The sequence below is a fragment of the Novosphingobium sp. HNCC26BN242 genome (assembly GCF_057180525.1).
Map to the genome: position 1 here is coordinate 349,440 of NZ_JBXUGM010000001.1, position 17,048 is coordinate 366,487.

The 17,048-nt window shown below is 60.8% G+C and carries 20 protein-coding genes; 4 read left to right on the top strand and 16 right to left on the bottom strand.

Annotated features, from left to right (window positions below):
* Positions 1–27: 27 nt before the first annotated feature.
* From gltX to AC2A1F_RS01695, 3 genes are all read right to left on the bottom strand, one after another.
* Positions 28–1,356 carry a glutamate--tRNA ligase gene (gene gltX, locus AC2A1F_RS01685; protein WP_484207043.1) on the bottom strand — a complete coding sequence of 443 codons (1,329 nt, stop codon included), beginning with the start codon at positions 1,354–1,356 and terminating at the stop codon, positions 28–30.
* A 46-nt stretch (positions 1,357–1,402) separates the two neighbouring features.
* Positions 1,403–1,843, bottom strand: coding sequence for a hypothetical protein (locus AC2A1F_RS01690; protein WP_484207044.1), 441 nt, complete (start codon positions 1,841–1,843; stop codon positions 1,403–1,405).
* Positions 1,844–1,921: 78 nt separating this feature from the next.
* The gene (locus tag AC2A1F_RS01695) at positions 1,922–3,589 is read right to left on the bottom strand and encodes an NAD+ synthase (RefSeq protein ID WP_484207045.1); all 1,668 of its coding nucleotides are present in this window, start codon (positions 3,587–3,589) and stop codon (positions 1,922–1,924) included.
* Between the two features lie 102 nt (positions 3,590–3,691).
* Here AC2A1F_RS01695 and AC2A1F_RS01700 point away from each other — a divergent pair, with 102 nt between their 5' ends.
* Positions 3,692–4,627 carry a ribose-phosphate pyrophosphokinase gene (locus AC2A1F_RS01700; protein WP_484207046.1) on the top strand — a complete coding sequence of 312 codons (936 nt, stop codon included), beginning with the start codon at positions 3,692–3,694 and terminating at the stop codon, positions 4,625–4,627.
* 229 nt (positions 4,628–4,856) lie between these two features.
* Here the strand turns inward: AC2A1F_RS01700 and AC2A1F_RS01705 are convergent, their stop codons facing one another.
* Positions 4,857–5,204 (bottom strand): hypothetical protein, encoded by a 348-nt coding sequence (locus AC2A1F_RS01705; protein ID WP_484207047.1) that lies wholly within the window; start codon positions 5,202–5,204, stop codon positions 4,857–4,859.
* Positions 5,205–5,245: 41 nt separating this feature from the next.
* Positions 5,246–6,172, bottom strand: a complete 927-nt coding sequence (locus AC2A1F_RS01710) for a helix-turn-helix domain-containing protein (RefSeq protein ID WP_484207048.1) — start codon at positions 6,170–6,172, stop codon at positions 5,246–5,248.
* Positions 6,173–6,371: 199 nt separating this feature from the next.
* On the opposite strand from AC2A1F_RS01710, the gene AC2A1F_RS01715 reads away from it, so the two are divergent.
* The gene (locus AC2A1F_RS01715) at positions 6,372–7,151 is read left to right on the top strand and encodes an inositol monophosphatase family protein (protein WP_484207049.1); all 780 of its coding nucleotides are present in this window, start codon (positions 6,372–6,374) and stop codon (positions 7,149–7,151) included.
* Positions 7,099–7,632 (top strand): gamma-glutamylcyclotransferase family protein, encoded by a 534-nt coding sequence (locus AC2A1F_RS01720; protein ID WP_484207050.1) that lies wholly within the window; start codon positions 7,099–7,101, stop codon positions 7,630–7,632. Before AC2A1F_RS01715 ends, AC2A1F_RS01720 begins: the two co-directional genes overlap by 53 nt.
* Positions 7,633–7,662: 30 nt before the next feature.
* Here the strand turns inward: AC2A1F_RS01720 and AC2A1F_RS01725 are convergent, their stop codons facing one another.
* From AC2A1F_RS01725 to AC2A1F_RS01775, 11 genes are all read right to left on the bottom strand, one after another.
* Entirely contained in the window at positions 7,663–8,544 is an 882-nt protein-coding gene (locus AC2A1F_RS01725) for a LysR substrate-binding domain-containing protein (protein WP_484207051.1), read from the bottom strand.
* A gap of 9 nt (positions 8,545–8,553) precedes the next feature.
* The gene (locus AC2A1F_RS01730; protein ID WP_484207052.1) at positions 8,554–9,495 is read right to left on the bottom strand and encodes a hemolysin family protein; all 942 of its coding nucleotides are present in this window, start codon (positions 9,493–9,495) and stop codon (positions 8,554–8,556) included.
* Positions 9,496–9,514: 19 nt separating this feature from the next.
* Positions 9,515–10,018, bottom strand: coding sequence for an rRNA maturation RNase YbeY (gene ybeY / locus AC2A1F_RS01735; RefSeq protein ID WP_484207053.1), 504 nt, complete (start codon positions 10,016–10,018; stop codon positions 9,515–9,517).
* Positions 10,019–10,182: 164 nt separating this feature from the next.
* Complete coding sequence (locus tag AC2A1F_RS01740; RefSeq protein ID WP_484207054.1) at positions 10,183–11,235, bottom strand: PhoH family protein; 1,053 nt, start codon at positions 11,233–11,235, stop codon at positions 10,183–10,185.
* 100 nt (positions 11,236–11,335) lie between these two features.
* Positions 11,336–12,667, bottom strand: coding sequence for a tRNA (N6-isopentenyl adenosine(37)-C2)-methylthiotransferase MiaB (gene miaB, locus AC2A1F_RS01745; protein WP_484207055.1), 1,332 nt, complete (start codon positions 12,665–12,667; stop codon positions 11,336–11,338).
* 34 nt (positions 12,668–12,701) lie between these two features.
* The gene (locus AC2A1F_RS01750; protein ID WP_484207056.1) at positions 12,702–13,487 is read right to left on the bottom strand and encodes a lysophospholipid acyltransferase family protein; all 786 of its coding nucleotides are present in this window, start codon (positions 13,485–13,487) and stop codon (positions 12,702–12,704) included.
* Entirely contained in the window at positions 13,471–13,893 is a 423-nt protein-coding gene (locus tag AC2A1F_RS01755) for a Fur family transcriptional regulator (RefSeq protein WP_484207057.1), read from the bottom strand. The genes AC2A1F_RS01750 and AC2A1F_RS01755 overlap by 17 nt, the downstream gene beginning before the upstream one ends.
* A gap of 97 nt (positions 13,894–13,990) precedes the next feature.
* Positions 13,991–14,431 carry a Ros/MucR family transcriptional regulator gene (locus AC2A1F_RS01760; RefSeq protein ID WP_484207058.1) on the bottom strand — a complete coding sequence of 147 codons (441 nt, stop codon included), beginning with the start codon at positions 14,429–14,431 and terminating at the stop codon, positions 13,991–13,993.
* 181 nt (positions 14,432–14,612) lie between these two features.
* Entirely contained in the window at positions 14,613–15,080 is a 468-nt protein-coding gene (locus AC2A1F_RS01765; protein ID WP_484207059.1) for a GNAT family N-acetyltransferase, read from the bottom strand.
* A gap of 33 nt (positions 15,081–15,113) precedes the next feature.
* Complete coding sequence (gene tsaB / locus AC2A1F_RS01770; RefSeq protein WP_484207060.1) at positions 15,114–15,731, bottom strand: tRNA (adenosine(37)-N6)-threonylcarbamoyltransferase complex dimerization subunit type 1 TsaB; 618 nt, start codon at positions 15,729–15,731, stop codon at positions 15,114–15,116.
* A 21-nt stretch (positions 15,732–15,752) separates the two neighbouring features.
* On the bottom strand, positions 15,753–16,331 hold the full coding sequence (locus AC2A1F_RS01775) for a NifU family protein (RefSeq protein ID WP_484207061.1): 579 nt from the start codon (positions 16,329–16,331) through the stop codon (positions 15,753–15,755).
* A gap of 125 nt (positions 16,332–16,456) precedes the next feature.
* Here AC2A1F_RS01775 and AC2A1F_RS01780 point away from each other — a divergent pair, with 125 nt between their 5' ends.
* Positions 16,457–17,041: an FKBP-type peptidyl-prolyl cis-trans isomerase gene (locus AC2A1F_RS01780; protein ID WP_484207062.1), complete on the top strand. Its 585-nt coding sequence runs from the start codon at positions 16,457–16,459 to the stop codon at positions 17,039–17,041.
* Positions 17,042–17,048 lie beyond the last annotated feature (7 nt).

Genomic DNA, 17,048 nt, shown 5'->3' on the forward strand with positions numbered 1-17,048 from the left:
GACGCAGTTGAGGTGGGGTGGGGGGCCTTAAGCGGACAGCCGCCGCACGGCTTCATCCTGCGCGATCAGGGGGAGCAGGGCGGCCATTTCGGGGCCGTGGTCCTGCCCGGTGAGAGCCTGACGCAGGGGCAAGAACAGGGCCTTGCCCTTGCGGCCAGTGCTGTCCTTGAGCGCCGAAGTGAGTGCGCGCCATGGATCGGTCTTCCAATCCAGCGTGGTTGCAGCCTGCGCCGCTTGCGCAAGGAATGCGCGCGTCTCGTCATCAAACGCGGGCGGGGTGACCGGGCCGGTGAGCACCTGCCACCAGTCGTTCGCCTCGTTGATATGGGCGACATTGGCGCGGATTACGTCCCAAGCGGCCTCGCCCATGCCTTGCGGCAGAAGATGCGCGACGCGGGCGTAGGGTAGGCGATGGACGATCTGGGCGTTGACGCGATGCAGGTCGGCTTCGTCAAAGCGGGCTGGTGCACGACCGAAGCGGGACAGATCGAAACTGGCGGCCAGCGCGGTGGCATCAAGCGAGGGGTCAACCGGATCGGATGTGCCGAGGCGCGCCAATAGCGTGACGATGGCTTCGGGTTCAATGCCCTGTTCGCGGAAATCAGCCATGCCGAGTGCGCCGAGGCGCTTGGAGAGCTTGCCTTCGCTGCCGGTCAGCAGCGCTTCGTGGGCGAAGCGTGGGGGCGTTGCACCCAATGCGGTGAACATCTGGATCTGCGTGGCGGTGTTCGACACGTGGTCTTCGCCGCGCAGCACATCTGTGATGCCCATGGCGATGTCGTCAATCGCGGAAGGCAGCATGTAGAGCCATGAGCCATCGGCGCGGCGAATGACCGGATCGGACATCTGGCGTGGGTCGAAGCTTTGCGGCCCGCGAATGCCATCGTCCCAGGTGATCGGCTGATCGTGATCGAGCAGGAAGCGCCAGTGGGGACGTTCGCCGGCGGTGGCCTTGGTGGCATGGTCGGCCTCGGTCAGCTTGAGCGCTGAGCGATCATAGATCGGCGGCAGGCCACGGCCGAGCAGGACTTTGCGCTTGAGATCGAGTTCCTGCGCGGTTTCATAGGCGCGGTAGATGCGGCCTGCTTCGACAAGGCGCTGGAATTCACGCTCGTAGAGGTCGGTGCGCAGGGACTGGCGTTCTTCGCCGTCATAATCAAGGCCCAGCCATGCCAGATCGGCGCGGATGGCGTCGACGTGTTCTTCGCGGCTGCGCTCTGCATCGGTATCGTCGATGCGCAGCAGGAATTTGCCGCCGCTCTTCTTGGCCAGCAGCCAGTTGTGCAGCGCGGTGCGGACGTTGCCCACGTGGAGTTTGCCGGTGGGTGAGGGTGCGAAGCGGGTTACCGTGGTCATGCCTGCCGCCCTAGCGCGGGCGGCGTTCCAGGGGAAGGGCGGGCGCTTATGGCAGGAGAGCCACCGCGTGGATCGTGGCGTTGTAAAGCGCTTCGTGGCGTTCGGCGCGGACGAATCCGGCTATGGCGGCGGTGAAGGCATCGCGGTTTCCGGCGCGGGTTGTGCGGGCGAGGGCCGCCAGCGTCACTTCATCCGGGGTCATCGCGTGGCAGCAGGGGCGATTGACCAAAAACGGTTCTGGCCAGACCTGCTTGATCGTTTGGACAAGGCCGTGGACTGCAAAAGCAGCTTCGATGCTGCGATAGCGGCGCGCAAGATCGGGCACCGGGTCTTGCCCTGCTGCATCGAACAGGGCGCACAGGCGCATGGCCATGACCATGTGCAGGCCTTTGAGCGAAAGGCCGCGCACATCGTGGGGGCGGGCCATGCTTTCGATCATGGACGAGAAGCGGGCGGAGGTTTCGCTGGGCGGGTTTTGAGCAGGCATGGCGCATCCTTTGTTGCGAACGATTCGCAAGCTAAGTCAGGCGCTCCGATGCGTCAATGAGAATCGTTCGCAAATAGGTCAGCCCGTGCGGAAGCTGTGAGTGATCGGATAGCGCCGGTCACGGCCATAGTTGCGCGCGCCCAGCTTCACGCCCGGAGGAGCTTGACGGCGCTTGTATTCGGCAAGGTGGAGGAGACGTTCCACGCGGACCACGGTGGCGCGGTCGTGCCCCTCGGCAACGACTTGATCGACGCTCTTCTCGTTTTCCACCAGCCCCAGCAGGATCGCGTCAAGCACATCATAGGGTGGCAGCGAATCCGAATCTTTCTGGTCCGGGCGCAGTTCGGCGCTGGGTGGCTTGGTGATGATGCGCTGTGGCATCACCGGGCCATCAGGTCCGAGGCCGATCTTGGGGCGATTGTGATTGCGCCATTCGGACACGGCAAAGACGGTGGTCTTGTAGGCATCCTTTAGCGGGTTGTAGCCGCCGTTCATGTCGCCATAGATCGTGGCGTAGCCCACGCTCATCTCGCTCTTGTTGCCAGTGGTGACCAGCATCGGGCCGAACTTGTTCGACAACGCCATCAGCGTGACGCCGCGGATGCGTGACTGGATATTCTCTTCGGCAAGGTCGGGCTGTTTGCCGACAAAGACCGGGGCGAGCATGCCATCGAAGGCATCGACAGCGGGGGAAATAGGCACGGTATCAAGCCGCACGCCGAGCATATTGGCGCAGCCTTCGGCGTCCTCAAGGCTTTCCGTGCTGGTATAGCGGCTGGGCATCATCACGCACCACACGCGATCCGCGCCCAGCGCATCGACCGCAATGGCCGCGCAGATGGCCGAATCGATGCCGCCCGAAAGGCCGAGCACCACGCCCGAGAAGCGGTTCTTGTTCACATAATCGCGCAGGGCCAGAACCATGGCGCAGTAGATGTCCTCGGGATGTTCGGCCAGATCGTGGACTTCGCCCGCCTCACACCGCCAGCGCGAGCCTGAGCCGCGCGCGGTTTGAGTCCAGACCGTAGAGACGATGGATTCCTCCCAATCGGGCATCTGCACCCACAGCGCGCCTTCGGGACCGACGACGAAACTGGCACCATCAAAAACCAGCTCGTCCTGCCCGCCCACGCGGTTCACGTAGGCCAAGGGGATGCCGGTATCGATCGCTCGGCGCTTGGCCACGCCATCGATGCGGAGCACGTCCTTGTCGATCTCATATGGGCTGCCGTTGACGCAAATGAAGATTTCCGCGCCTTGCTCTGCCAGATGGCGGCAGACATCGGGGTGCCAGATGTCCTCGCAGATCGGCAGGCCCAGCATCGCGCCCTTGAACAGCACCGGTTCGGGCAAGGGGCCGGGCATGAAGTAGCGCTTTTCATCGAAGGTGCCGTAATTGGGCAGTTCATACTTGAAGCGCGTGGCCACGATGCTTCCGCCATCAAGCAGCGAAACGCCATTGTGCAAATCGCCATCGCGCACGAAGACCGACCCGACCAGCATGGCCGGGCCGCCATCTGCCGTTACCTTGGCCAGCTTTTCCAGTTCCACCGCTGCGCGCGCCACCAGCGCGGGCTTCATGATCAAATCCTCGGGCGGGTATCCTATCAGCTGCAGCTCGGGAAAGACGATCAGATCGGCATCGCGAGCCTTTTCGCGCACGGCGAGCATGGCCGCGGCATTGGCGGCAAGATCGCCAACCGACTGGTTGAGCTGGGCGAGGGTGATGCGGAGTGTTTCGGCCATAGGATAATCACTAGGCGGCAAAGCCCATTGCCCGCAAGAGTTGCAAACCTGTCATCTTGGGCTAAGGGCCGCTTGGGGATCGAATTCGAGGGAATCGCACGCATGAAGATCATGGCTGGCAACTCAAACTTGCCGCTCGCCCGCGCCATTGCGGCCTATCTCGAAATTCCGCTGACCGATGCCAGCGTGCGCCGCTTTGCCGATGAAGAAGTTTTCGTGGAAATCCACGAGAATGTGCGCGGCGAAGACGTGTTCGTAGTGCAGTCCACGGCCTACCCCGCCAACGACAACCTTATGGAACTGTTGATCTGCATCGACGCGCTGCGCCGCGCCTCGGCCAAGCGGATCACGGCGGTGGTGCCATACTTCGGCTATGCCCGGCAGGACCGCAAGCCGGGTCCGCGCACGCCGATTTCGGCCAAGCTGGTGGCGAACCTGATCACCGAAGCGGGCGCCGACCGCGTGCTGGCAGTCGATCTGCACGCAGGGCAGATTCAGGGCTTCTTCGACATCCCGACAGACAACCTGTTTGCCGCGCCCGTGATGGCTGCAGATATCCAGACGCGTTATGGCACGCAGGAATTGATGGTCGTATCGCCTGACGTGGGCGGTGTTGTCCGCGCGCGGTCTTTGGCCAAGCGGCTGAACAACGCGCCCCTGGCGATTGTTGATAAGCGGCGTGACCGGCCTGGACAGTCCGAAGTGATGAACATCATCGGCGATGTAAAAGGCCGTATGTGCATCCTGATCGATGACATCATCGATTCGGGCGGTACACTTTGCAACGCCGCGCAAGCGCTGATGGATGCTGGGGCCGCTGGCGTTTCAGCCTACATCAGCCACGGCGTGCTTTCGGGCGGCGCAGTGGCGCGTGTCAGCAATTCGGCGCTGAAGGAGCTGGTGATCACCGATACGATCATGCCGACCGAGGCAACGACATTGTCCGACCGCATCCGCGTGCTGACGATTGCCCCGCTGATCGGTGAGGCCGTGCGCCGCATTGCCGATGAAAGCTCGGTTTCCAGCCTGTTTGATTAAGGTAGCGAAGGCCCGGAGTCCCGCTTTCCAAAGCCCGCGCAGCCTGAGCCTCTCGAAACATCAGACGTTGTGAGTGCGTCCTTCGACAGGCTCAGGAAGAGCGGGTTTTGGGGCAAGTTTCAACCCAGAATCCGCTCATGCTGAGCTTGTCGAAGCATTTAGCGCTGTATGTGCCCCCTTCGACAGCCTGAAAGTGAGCGGCGTTTTGGGATAGGCTACGCTTGGCGTTTCATTCTTTCGAAGGCAACCTCAACCGCTCTAGCCATGCGCGCGCCTGTTTTGGCTCACCCACAGCGTTAGCGGGCGGTTTTCCCCGCGCGGCCATGAATTCATCATGCAGCGCGAACGGTTCCATGAACAATTGCTCGCGTGCTTCGGCAATCTCGTCCGTCAATTCCGTGAGATTTGCGATCACCGGGGCGGTGGCGGCGCGCATGATCTTGTCGGCGTTGTGATCGAACAGGCCCCATTTGCCCGCTGCCGTTACTTCCAGCGCGGCGATCAGCGCAGCCAGATAGTCCGCTTCCAGTTCGGAGCGGCGCTTGTCGAGACGTTCGAGACGGTCAGCCTTTGCCATGGCGCTGGCCTAGGCGGCAGGCCCGGAACGCGCAACAGTCATCATTCCCAAGGCTTGACCTCGCCCGGCTCCAGCCTGCGGATCGTTTCCAGCCTGCGCGCCTGCCGCGTTTCCAGGCCCAATGTCATCAGCGGTTGCGGGCGTTCAACGAATTGGCGCGGGCTCATCCCGAACAGTTCGGTGAATTCGCGGATCAGGTGGCTCTGATCGTAATAGCGCAGCGCAATCGCTTCGGCCTCGGCATGATCGGCCACGCCGCGCAAGTGGCTAGCCATATCCAGCGCGCGCGCACGCCGCAGCACTTGCTTGGGTGCCATGCCAAAATCGCGACGAACGATGCGTTCAAGGCGGCGCTGCTCCACGCCGAAATCCTCGGCCAGTTTGGCAACGCTGATGGTCGGATCGGAAAAGGCTGCGGCCTCAAACCGCGCCGAGATCGGATCAGGCTCGCGCACGGCGCGTTCTGCAATCAGGCAGCGCATTTCATATTCCATCGACTGCACCCAGTCTTCAGGCGAACCTTGGGGATCGAACATCCTCAGCCAGCGCTGGCCCGGAATGCCGATATCTGCAAAATGCTCAAGCCGGTCGACCAGATCCGCCAGTTTCGGACCGTTCAGCGCATGGCACACGCCCGGCCGCAGAAAGGCGCCCACGCTGGTAAAGCTGCCCGCCACGCTGACCGGCATGCGGTGCGATTGCGGGCCAAACAGCAGCGCGGCGTTATCAGCGGTCTTGATCCCATCGGCGGTTTTCGCCTGCCACTGCCCGCGCAGTTGAATGCGGATGCAGGCAAAATCGCTCAACAGCCCGCAATCGAGCTGATGGTCGGCTGGTGTATCGACGATGGTCACATAAAAGCGACCGATCCAGCGTTCGAGATCGGCCGACGGGGCGCGACTGTAGGAAATGGGCTGCCCGTCGCGCGTGGCATTGGGTGAAGCGATGGCGCGATCTACACCGGGCAATCTATCCGCATTCCACCTGCTGCTTCGTGCCACTGCGAAGGTGCCCCCACCATTGTTACTGGTGACGATCTAGGGATCATCAGCCGTCGCATCTGTGTCTGAAGTCACTACGGTCTGAATTGGTGGTTGGCGTCTTGTCCATGCTGCAATTTATCCACTTCGGGTTGACCTTGCCAAGGGTGGGATGCACAGCCGTGCCATGAAGCTTGATCAGGATATCGCCATCGCCATGCGGCTCGCCGATGCGGCAGCTGCGGCCATCCGCCCGCATTTCCGCACTGTTGCGGCAGAGCGCAAAGGCGATGCTACGCCGGTAACATTGGCGGATCGTGAGGCCGAAGAAGCCATGCGCCGCATCCTTACCGCAGAAGTGCCGCGCGATACGGTGATCGGCGAAGAGTTCGGATCGACCGCAGGCTCATCAGGGCGTAGCTGGGTGCTCGACCCGATTGATGGCACGGCCGGTTTCCTTGCCGGTCGGCCAATCTTCGGCACGCTGATTGCGCTGGTGGTGGAAGGGTTTCCGGTGCTCGGCGTGCTCGATCAGCCGATCACCGGTGAACGCTGGGTTGGGGCGATGGGCAAACCCACGACGCTGAACGGCAACCCGGTGCGCACGCGCCTTTGCCGTGATCTGTCTGATGCCACGCTGGCAACCACCGGGCCGCATTATTTTGACGACCATGATGGTGCGCACTTCATGGGCCTTGCGGCGAAGACCGATCACAAGCGCATGGTGATGGGTGGTGATTGCTATAACTACGCCATGCTGGCCACCGGGCAGCTTGATGTGGTGTGCGAAGCGGGCCTGAAGCTGCATGATTGGGCCGCGCTCGTTCCTATCGTTGAAGGGGCAGGGGGAACGATGGCGGATTGGAACGGCGATCCGCTTCACGCTGGATCGGACGGCCATGTAATCGCCGTGGGTGATCCGGCCCGGCTCGAAGACGTGGTCGAAGCGCTGGCTTGCCACCACTGACGCCAGCCAGAACGCGGCCATGCACCGAACGTGGTTCTTTTTCTACGGAACGCTCAGCGAGGATCACGACAATCCGGTAAACCGCACCATGCTGCCTCTGATGGAGGGCGGCTTGCGAGCAACGGTTCGCGGAGCCTTGCGCGCGGCGCGGTGCGCCGATGGCTGGTATCCGGTGCTATGTGCAGGCCGTGGTAGAGTTGCGGGGCGCCTATATCGTAGCGGACCACGATTTTCGGCGCGTCATTTGAGGTCCCTTGATACCTATGAAACGTACAATCCGCGCAATCGCGGACGGTCGGAATATGTGCGCCGCGCTATCAGGGTGCGGGTCACAGGCAGGGGCTGGGTCATGGCGCAGGCCTATGTTTACAACCTGCCATGCCATCCGGGACTGACGGTTGTTGCAGGCGGAAACTTTGCAGCCTGGCAGCGCAAGCGCGGCTTGCGCGCGTTCAGTTCCGGGGCAAGTGGGCCAGTATAAAAGCCAGCTCAAGCAGTCAATCAGCGAAAATCAGAGCCCGGCTTTGAGCATCCATTCGTGGAACAGCCGCACCGGGCGTGATTGCAAGGCGCGGGGGCGGCAGACGAACCAGTAGGAATAGGGGCTGTCGACATCGATGTCATAGAGCCGGGCAAGCCGGGAATCATGGCTGCGCGTGTAGTGATCGTCATGCATGATCGCGATGCCGAGGCCTTGCGCAGCGGCTTCAAGAATCAGCTGGCCTGAATCAAAGTGGTCGATGGCGGCTGGCTCCAGCTTTTCAAGGTGGAGGGCTTTCTTCCACGCCTCAAAACTCATCGGCAAATCGTTGTGGACAAGGAACGTCTGTTTCGAAAGCTTGGCAATATCAGGCCGATCACCCAGTTCCTCGGCCATTGCGACCGACGTGATCGCGTGTACACGGTTGTGATCGAGCCGGACCGAATGGAGCGAAGCGTCCGGCCCTTCGGACAGGACGATGGCCGCATCAATGGTATCGCCCAGCTTGGTTTCGGCGGCGTGGCCCGAATCGATATCGATGTGCAATTGCGGGTGCAGGCGGCGCAATTCACCCAATCGCGGGAACAGGCGCTGGCTGCCGAACAGCGGCAGCACGCCAAGGCGCAGGCGCATGACTTTGCCGGTATCGATCAGGCGGTCCACCCGGTCTGCCATCTCATCGATCAAGGGCGCCACAGCATCATAAAGCTGCTGGCCCTCTTCGGTCAGCTTCAGCGCCTGATGTTTGCGTTCAAAAAGCGGCTTGGCGATAAAATCTTCAAGCGCGCCAAGGCGGCGTGACAGAGCCGATGGGCTTAGCGCGAGTTCTGCCGCGGCGGTTTTGGCCGACCCTGCGCGCACGACGCGAATGAACGCCTCGAGCGATCGCAAAGGGGGAAGGCGGCGAATCATCTTATCGTCCTATTCTTCAATCGCCGTGGTGGCGCGCGGAGCATGCAGCCGTAGCCGGGTTAGGCGGCGTTCATCGCCCCCTGTCACTTCAAGCCGCCAACCGCTGGCATGTTCGAGAACACGCCCCACTTTCGGAACTTCGCCAGCCAATACCACTGCAAGCCCTCCGAGCGTATCCACGTCTTCTTCCACTTCGGCAAGACGCGGATCGATCGTTTCGGCAACATCATCGAGTTCGACGCGAGCATCGGCATCCCACGTATCGGGATCAATGCGTTGCAGCAGTTCCTGCGGAGCATCATCATGCTCATCCTCAATCTCGCCGATGATTTCCTCGACGAGGTCTTCGATGGTGATGATGCCATCCGTGCCGGAGTATTCGTCGATAACCACAGCCAGATGTGTACGCTTGCTGCGCATGTCCGCCAATACGTCAAGCGCGCCCCGCGCCTGCGGCACGAACAATGGCTGGCGCATTAGGCTGGTCCAGTCCTTGGGCGCAGGCTTGTTGGACAGGAGCATGCCGGCAACAATCACGAACACGTCCTTCACGTGGATCATGCCGATGATCTCGTCGAGCGATTCGCCGTAGACCGGCAGGCGACTGTGGCCATTGTCGGCAAAGGCGGCGACGATTTCGTCGAAGGTTGCCGAGGCCGGAACGGCAATTATCTCGCCGCGCGGGATCGCTACGTCATCGGCATCATGTTCGCTGAAATGGAGCAGATTGCGCAGCATCTGGCGTTCAAGCGGCACCAGATCGCCGTTGCTTGGGCCGGAATGGGGCTTGTCGCCCTCATGCTCATCAATCGCTTCTTCGATCTGCGCGCGCAGGGACTGGTCGTGGTCCGGCCCTTTGAAGAACGCTCTGATCGCACGCCATAGCGTGCGATTGCTACTGTCTGGGTCTCCCGACCGGCTTTCGCCAGTGGACTCATTGCCCTCGGGCACTACTCAAATCTCCTTGCGGTCAATCTTCGACTGCATATGGGTCGGCAATGCCCATCAGTGCAAGCGTCTTCCGCTCCAACTCCTCCATTTCCTCCGCCTCAGCCTCGCCCAGTTCGTGATCATACCCTGCAAGATGCAGCAGGCCGTGAACGATCAGGTGCGTGGCGTGGACTTGCATCGAGACGCCCTTTTCCGCCGCTTCGCGCGTGCAGACGCCATGGGCGAGGATCATGTCGCCCAGCATACCGGGTGCGCCTTCGTCGGCCGCAGCGTGCAGCACTTCTTCGCGCGAAAGCATGGGAAACGACAGCACATTGGTCGGTTTGTCCTTCGCGCGCCACTGCTTGTTCAGCGTGTGAACGTCATCGTCGTCGGCTAGCACGAGGCTGACCAGCAGGTTTTCATGCGCGAGTTCAGGGGCAATCTCGCCGGCAGCCTCCGCAGCGCGGTTGGCGAGAGCCTCCCAATCGGTTTCATCGCCCCAGACGGGATCGATATCGATTTCTAGTGTGGGTGCGGTCATAAAGCAGGCCTTGGCTTGGGTGCTTCGACAAGCTCAGCACGAGCGGAAAAAGAAAATCAAAGCGAGACCCGCTCAACCTGTGCCCGTCGAAGCCCGCTCATCCTGAGCCCGTCGAAGCCCGCTCATCCTGAGCCCGTCGAAGGATGCTGGCCATACGCACGAAATCAGGAATCCTTCCCTTCATACGCCTCGACAATCCGGCCCACGATCGGGTGGCGCACCACGTCTGCGGTGTTGAAGCGCACGGTGGCGATGCCTTCCACGCCTTCCAACCGCTGCACCGCATCGTTTAGTCCGCTGGCTGCCGTGCCGCCCGGAAGGTCGACCTGCTTGGGGTCGCCGCACACCACCATGCGGCTGTTCTGGCCAAAGCGGGTGAGGAACATCTTCATCTGGGCAGGCGTAGTGTTCTGCGCTTCATCAAGGATAACGAACGCATCGGCGAGCGTCCGCCCACGCATGAAGGCTATTGGCGCGATTTCGATTTCTGCGCTGGCGATGCGGCGTTCCACCTGTTCGGGCGGCATGCAATCATATAGCGCATCGTAGAGTGGGCGCAGATAGGGATCGACCTTTTCCTTCATGTCGCCGGGCAGAAAGCCCAACCGCTCACCCGCCTCAACCGCCGGGCGCGACAGGATCAGCCGCTGGACCGATCCTGACATCAGTTGGGCCACGGCTTGCGCCACAGCGACATAAGTCTTGCCGGTGCCCGCTGGCCCAAGCGCAAAGATCACATCGTTGCTGACCAGCGCCCGCATATATTCGATCTGCGTGGCAGAGCGCGGGACAATGGTCTTCTTGCGCGTGCGGATCATGATCGGAGGAGCGCCGCCCGGTGCGCCAGTGATGATGCCCTCCAGCGTTGGCTCCACGCTCATCGCGATCAGCGAATCGACGGCGCCTGAATCAAGGTCCAGCCCGGACAGCAAACGCTGGTGCATGCCTTTGAGCACTTCGCGAGCGCGGGCGACTGAATCGTCCGGCCCTTCGATCACGACACGGTTGCCGCGCGCCGAAATGTAAACGCCCAGCCGGTTCTCGATATGGACAAGGTTAGTATCAAACTGGCCAAACAGCGCGCCCAGCACGGTCTGTTCGTCAAATTCGACTTCCACCCTTGCGCGCCTGTCGGCTCCAGCGCGCTGTTGCGCCAGGCGTTGCTGATCGGGCCGGTGATGCGCCTCATCTTGGACGCGGGGGAGTTTTCGGGCCATGCGCTCCTTATGCGTTGGGCCTTGCAGAAGAAGGCCTGAATCAGAGCATAAGAGCGGATGTTGCGCAGACAAGACGCTGCGCGATTATTCCACAGGGGTATTAGACGAGACGGCCCGAAAGCGAGTTGGGACCAGCTTCAACCAGTTCGACCCAGACCAGCGCTCCGATGTGTGCATCCCCGAAGAAATGGACCGATTGCAGCCACGGCGATTTGCCAAGCCACTGGCCGGGATGCTTGCCTTTGCGTTCGACCAGAACCTCGCAAGTCTTGCCCACGCTGGCCTTGTTGAAGGCCCACTGATCGCGGTTTAGGGCAGCCTGAAGGCGCTGCAACCGCTCGTCCATCACGCTCGCTGGCACATGGTCGGCCATGGTGGCGGCAGGCGTGCCGGGGCGGGGCGAATATTTGAAGCTGAAGGCCTGCGCATAGCCAACGGCATCCACAACCTTTAGCGTCTCTTCAAATTCAGCCTCAGTTTCGCCGGGGAAACCGACGATGAAATCACCGGACAAGGCAATGTCGGGACGGGCCACACGGAACCGTTCGAGCAATTGCAAATAGCTGTCCACGGTGTGGCTGCGGTTCATCGCTTTCAGAATGCGGTCGCTGCCCGCTTGCACCGGCAGATGCAGGAACGGCATCAGCTTATCCACCTCGCCATGTGCCGCGATCAGGGCATCGGTCATGTCGTTGGGGTGGCTGGTGGTATAGCGTATCCGGGCCAGATCCGGCTCTGCCGCAAGCGCGCGGGCCAGGCCTTCCAGCCCGACCGGGCGGCCACGGTCATCCTCTCCGGTCCAGGCATTCACATTCTGGCCCAGCAGCGTGATTTCCCGCGCGCCGCCTGCGATCAGGTGTTTGGCTTCTTCAACCAGATCCACAAAAGGGCGGCTGATTTCCGCGCCACGGGTATAGGGCACCACGCAATAAGTGCAGAACTTGTCGCAGCCTTCCTGCACCGTCAGGAACGCGGTGGGGCCGGATTTGCGGCGCTTGGGCAGCGCGGCAAACTTGGCCTCGGCGGGCATATCGGTCTCGGTCGAGCGTTTGCCCGATACAGCGTCTGCCACCATTTCGGGCAGGCGGTGATAGGACTGCGGGCCGACGACGACCTTGACGCTGGGCGCGCGGGCCATGATCTCCTCGCCCTCTGCCTGAGCGACGCAGCCCGCCACCGCGATCATCGGGCTGGTGCCATCATCGCGGCGCCATTCCTTGTTGATGCGGCCGATGTCGGAATAGACCTTCTCGGTCGCCTTTTCGCGAATATGGCAGGTATTAAGGACGATAAGATCAGCGTCATCGCCCTCTGCCGCCGCTGTCATGCCTTCGGCGCCCAGCAGTTCGGCCATGCGCTCGCCGTCATAGACGTTCATCTGGCAGCCGAAGCTTTTGACGCGGAAGGTCTTGGGGGCAGGATTGGTGGCCATGGGCCGGGCCGATACTGGATTTGGGTCGCTTTGTCTAACGCGCCGCTCCGGTTGGATTGCCCATTGCGCCAAGAATACGCTCGCGTGCGGCGGCGGCCATGGTCTTGCGGTTGGCGGTTTCCTGTTCGGACAAAGGCGGTAGGAAGCAGACTGTGACGGGGATGGATTTGCGGCGGGCAAGTATCTTCAGGAAATTGTCGACGCCATGTTCCTCTCCCACCCAAGCCATACCGGCCACATCAGGTCCGTAATCTACCCATACCGGCTGAATGGCTATACCCGGTGGCGGGGGATCAAGCGCAGAGAGTAGCGAAGACTTGAACGGCAGCAGGCCAAGCCCATCGCTGGTGGTGCCCTCTGGAAACACGGTCAACGCGCCAGTATCGGTTAGCGCAGCGCGGACCACGGCAACTTGCGTGTGAACGGTGCGCCGGTCATTTCGCGCAACGAACACCGTATCATTCATTTCGCACAGCCATTTGAGCAAGCCGATTTCCGCAAGCCCGGAATGTGCAATAAAGGCACTGCCGCTGGCGTGAGCAATGACGGGAATATCGAGCCAACTGACGTGGTTGGAAAGCAGGAAGGCCCCTCCACGCACTTTCTGGCCATTGATGCGGATCTGGGCGCCAGAAATCCATGCAATGCCGCCCAGAAACAGGCGCGGCCATGGGTTGTGTAGCCGGGTTATGCGCCACAGATAGTAAAGCGGCACACAGACGATCAGCAAAAGCAGCATTGCAGCAAGCCGCACGCCAATACGCAGCCGTCCACGAAGCGAGATGGTGGGGCGGCCGAAGGCGTCAGTTGTCGCGTTCAAGCTTAACGCCGTAAAGCTCCATGCGGTGATCGACGAGCCGATAGCCAAGCTTTTCGGCAATCTGGCGCTGGAGCTGTTCGAGTTCGGGATCGACGAATTCGATCACTTTGCCGGTTTCGACATCGATCAGATGATCGTGATGCGCTTCGGGCGTAGCCTCATAGCGGGCACGGCCATCACCAAAATCGTGACGATCAAGAATGCCAGCTTCTTCGAAAAGGCGAACCGTGCGGTAGACTGTCGCGATTGAAATGCGCGAATCGATTGCTGATGCGCGCTCGTGCAGCTTTTCCACGTCAGGGTGATCTTCACTTTCAGACAAGACGCGCGCAATCGTGCGGCGCTGGTCCGTTATGCGCAGGCCACGCTCGGCGCAGAGAGCTTCAATGTCGATCGCCTGGTGCACTGTCTACTCATCAAAAAAGGATCGGCCCGCCAGTCTATAGACTGACGGGCCAAATCTTCAACTGCGCGCAATCGTATTGCGGGCAGATCGGTGCCTGTCAGACAGCAGCAGGCTTGCGGCCGCGCTTCGGTGCTGGCTTGCGGCCAAGACCGATCTTCTTGGCCAGCTCGCGACGCTTTTCAGCATAAGCAGGAGCCACCATCGGATAGTCTGCGGGCAGATTCCACCGCGTGCGATACTGATCCGGGGTCATGTTATAGCGCGTTGCAAGGTGACGCTTGAGCATTTTCAGCTTCTTGCCGTCTTCAAGGCAGACGATGTGATCGTTCTTGATAGACGAGCGGATCGAAACCGCAGGTTCTGGTGCTGGCTCTTCGACGGGAGCGGGCTGATCCAACCCAGCCAGTGCCGAATAGACGTTTGTGATCAACGTCCCCAGATCGCTTACTGATACGCTATTGTTGCTGACATGTGCTGCGACGATATCAGAAGTTAGCGTGATCAGTGTCTCCCGCATATCGTTTTGGATTTCACTCATTGCGAACCGGCCTTCTTTGATAATGATTTTGTGTCACCTGTGCCTTGATTGGATTAGGTGATCCAGAACACACTTCATAGTCTTCCTAACGAAAGACACAACCATTATCACCGGAAAATTTCTAAGGAATTATGGTTAATGTGAGAAATGGCACAAGTATCGGTCAAATCCTGTCACATTATCAGAACGTCAATTCCTGACTGATTGCATCGATTCGACCTGCATCAGGCGTCCGGTAGTAACCCGGTCGCGTGCCTATATGTTGGAACCCATGCGATGCATAAAGAAAAGCTGCAGGATTACCCTTGCGCATTTCCAAATAAACGCGCGACACACCCGCCTGTTTCGAAGTGGAAAGATATCGTGAGAGCAACAAGTGTCCCAGACCTTTGCGGCGATGTTCAGGCATGATCGCAAACAACAGTAGTTCTTCTTCGTCCAGAATCGCACGGCTCATGAAGAAGCCTGCAGCATTTTGCCCTGGCGGTACTTGAGCCCTGCCGTCCACCCCGATCAGGCCATAGCGGCAATTGCCGACAAGCAGAGCGTCGATGACTTGACGTCGGTTCCAAGCTTCGCCGAATTCAGGGGGAAAGGCGCTTTCCATCACGGCCATAATCCGGTCGATATCGTCAAGAGGCGCGTCCATGGGCTCTAGCTTCTTCGCAGGAGTCGGGCCGGGTCAGGCGGCAGTTGGCAGGCGCGCATCAGGGGCACGCCCATAGCTCGGTCGCGGATCAGCCTGAAATGCGTCGGGCGGCAGCAGTGTTAAGCAACGCGCATCAGGGCGAAGGTCCAACGCGACCACTTCGGGCCGATACTGTGCCAATCCAAATGATTGACTACCGGCAATAATGCCAGCTGTGCTTCGGGAGGCGGCATCATCGGGCAGAACCGAAACTATCGCGGCCATAGCTACGCCGGCGGCGTCGAAGGGTTGAAAGAACCATTCGCCGTGACCGCCGATCATGCAGACATCGATTGCTTTGCCGGGATGCTGCAACTTTGCCATCGCAGCCACCAAAGCCAGACTCTCAAACCCTGCAACTGGCGCATTCCACGCCAGCCCGAGTGCGCGCGCTGCAGCAAGGCCCACGCGGATGCCGGTAAAGCTGCCGGGGCCAATATCCACGGCGATCACGTCGGCACGGCCCTTTTCGGGGAGCGCGGCAATCATCGGTACAAGTCGCTCTGCATGACCGCGGCCCAGCGTAAGCGATTCGCCGCTGATAAGTACATCGTCTTCAAACAGGGCGACTGAACAGGCTTCCGTCGCACAGTCGATCGCCAGCTTGCGCATTCAGGCCCCGACGCGCATCATTCAGGCTGCTCGCACTTCGCTGACTTCGGGGACATAGTGCTTCAGCAGGCTTTCGATACCGTTCTTGAGCGTAGCCGTGGACGACGGACAGCCCGAGCAGGCACCCTGCATTTGCAAATAGACCACGCCTTCGCGAAAGCCGCGATAGATGATATCGCCGCCATCGTTGGCGACGGCCGGCCGAACACGTGTTTCGATCAGGTCCTTGATCTGCTCGATCACGTCGGCATCGGCCGGATCATCGGCAAAGTCCTCGTCGCCTTCGGTAGGAACGGCGATGTCACCCGCGCTTCCGGGCGCAAAAAGCGGGGCCTGCGATACGAAGTGATCGAGCAGGATCGAAAGCACCTGCGGCCTGAGCGAGGCCCATTCAACACCGGGAGCCGCCGTGACCGACACGAAATCGCGCCCGAAGAACACGCCCGTCACATCGCCCAGATCGAACAGGGCCTGTGCCAAAGGCGAGGCCTCAGCCGCTTCGGGCGAGGTAAACTCGCGCGTGCCAGTGGGCATGACCTGTTCGCCGGGCAGGAACTTCAGCGTTGCCGGGTTGGGCGTAGTTTCGGTTTCTATGAACATGCCTTGCATGTAGGCCCGTCACGCCAAGGGTCAAGTGGCCCAAGTGACTGCAAGTGGCCCGAGGGACTGGGAGCGAGGCAAACTGAGCATTGGCGAAGACGTTGCAGGGCCGCTATGGCTTCGGCATGATAATAAAACTTCGCGCCCTGTGCCGCATCGCTCCTGTCCTTCTTGCCATTGCAGCGCCTGCCCAAGCAGCGACTGTACCAGCGCCAAAGCCGGTAGCGCCCTCGACCACGGCCATACCCTTGCCGCTCAACCCGGTTGTGGCGGCCTCGCAGCGCCTGTGTGGATCGACTGGGCCAAGCGGCCTTGGCTCTCTCGTGCTCAAGCCTGCTGATGGCGCAAAGCCGGCCAAGGCCGATTATGTGCTGGTCAATTACATCGGTTACCTTGCCGCCAACGGTGACGTTTTCGACCAGAGCATGCAATCCGCATTCCCAGTCGATGGGGTAATTCCCGGCTTCTCAGAAGGCCTGCAGATGATGGCCAAGAACAGCATCTGGCGCTTTTGCGTGCCTTCGGCGCTCGGTTACGGTGCGCAATCTTCTGGTCCGATCCCGGCAAACTCTGATCTCGTGTTTCAGGTTGAACTGGTGGATTTCAAGACCGTCGCCGAAATCGAGGCGATGCGCGCTGCCCAGGCAGCATCGCAGACAGAACCAGCGCAACAGGCTGCGCCGCAACAGCCATCAACCCCGCAACAATAACGGGTCT

Bases quoted from the DNA above. Each gene is read 5' to 3' on its own strand.
- gltX (WP_484207043.1), bottom strand. From the start codon at position 1,356: ATGACCACGGTAACCCGCTTCGCACCCTCACCCACCGGCAAACTCCAC.
- AC2A1F_RS01690 (WP_484207044.1), bottom strand. From the start codon at position 1,843: ATGCCTGCTCAAAACCCGCCCAGCGAAACCTCCGCCCGCTTCTCGTCC.
- AC2A1F_RS01695 (WP_484207045.1), bottom strand. From the start codon at position 3,589: ATGGCCGAAACACTCCGCATCACCCTCGCCCAGCTCAACCAGTCGGTT.
- AC2A1F_RS01700 (WP_484207046.1), top strand. From the start codon at position 3,692: ATGAAGATCATGGCTGGCAACTCAAACTTGCCGCTCGCCCGCGCCATT.
- AC2A1F_RS01705 (WP_484207047.1), bottom strand. From the start codon at position 5,204: ATGGCAAAGGCTGACCGTCTCGAACGTCTCGACAAGCGCCGCTCCGAA.
- AC2A1F_RS01715 (WP_484207049.1), top strand. From the start codon at position 6,372: ATGAAGCTTGATCAGGATATCGCCATCGCCATGCGGCTCGCCGATGCG.
- AC2A1F_RS01725 (WP_484207051.1), bottom strand. From the start codon at position 8,544: ATGATTCGCCGCCTTCCCCCTTTGCGATCGCTCGAGGCGTTCATTCGC.
- ybeY (WP_484207053.1), bottom strand. From the start codon at position 10,018: ATGACCGCACCCACACTAGAAATCGATATCGATCCCGTCTGGGGCGAT.
- AC2A1F_RS01740 (WP_484207054.1), bottom strand. From the start codon at position 11,235: ATGGCCCGAAAACTCCCCCGCGTCCAAGATGAGGCGCATCACCGGCCC.
- miaB (WP_484207055.1), bottom strand. From the start codon at position 12,667: ATGGCCACCAATCCTGCCCCCAAGACCTTCCGCGTCAAAAGCTTCGGC.
- AC2A1F_RS01760 (WP_484207058.1), bottom strand. From the start codon at position 14,431: ATGAGTGAAATCCAAAACGATATGCGGGAGACACTGATCACGCTAACT.
- AC2A1F_RS01765 (WP_484207059.1), bottom strand. From the start codon at position 15,080: ATGGACGCGCCTCTTGACGATATCGACCGGATTATGGCCGTGATGGAA.
- tsaB (WP_484207060.1), bottom strand. From the start codon at position 15,731: ATGCGCAAGCTGGCGATCGACTGTGCGACGGAAGCCTGTTCAGTCGCC.
- AC2A1F_RS01775 (WP_484207061.1), bottom strand. From the start codon at position 16,331: ATGTTCATAGAAACCGAAACTACGCCCAACCCGGCAACGCTGAAGTTC.
- AC2A1F_RS01780 (WP_484207062.1), top strand. From the start codon at position 16,457: ATGATAATAAAACTTCGCGCCCTGTGCCGCATCGCTCCTGTCCTTCTT.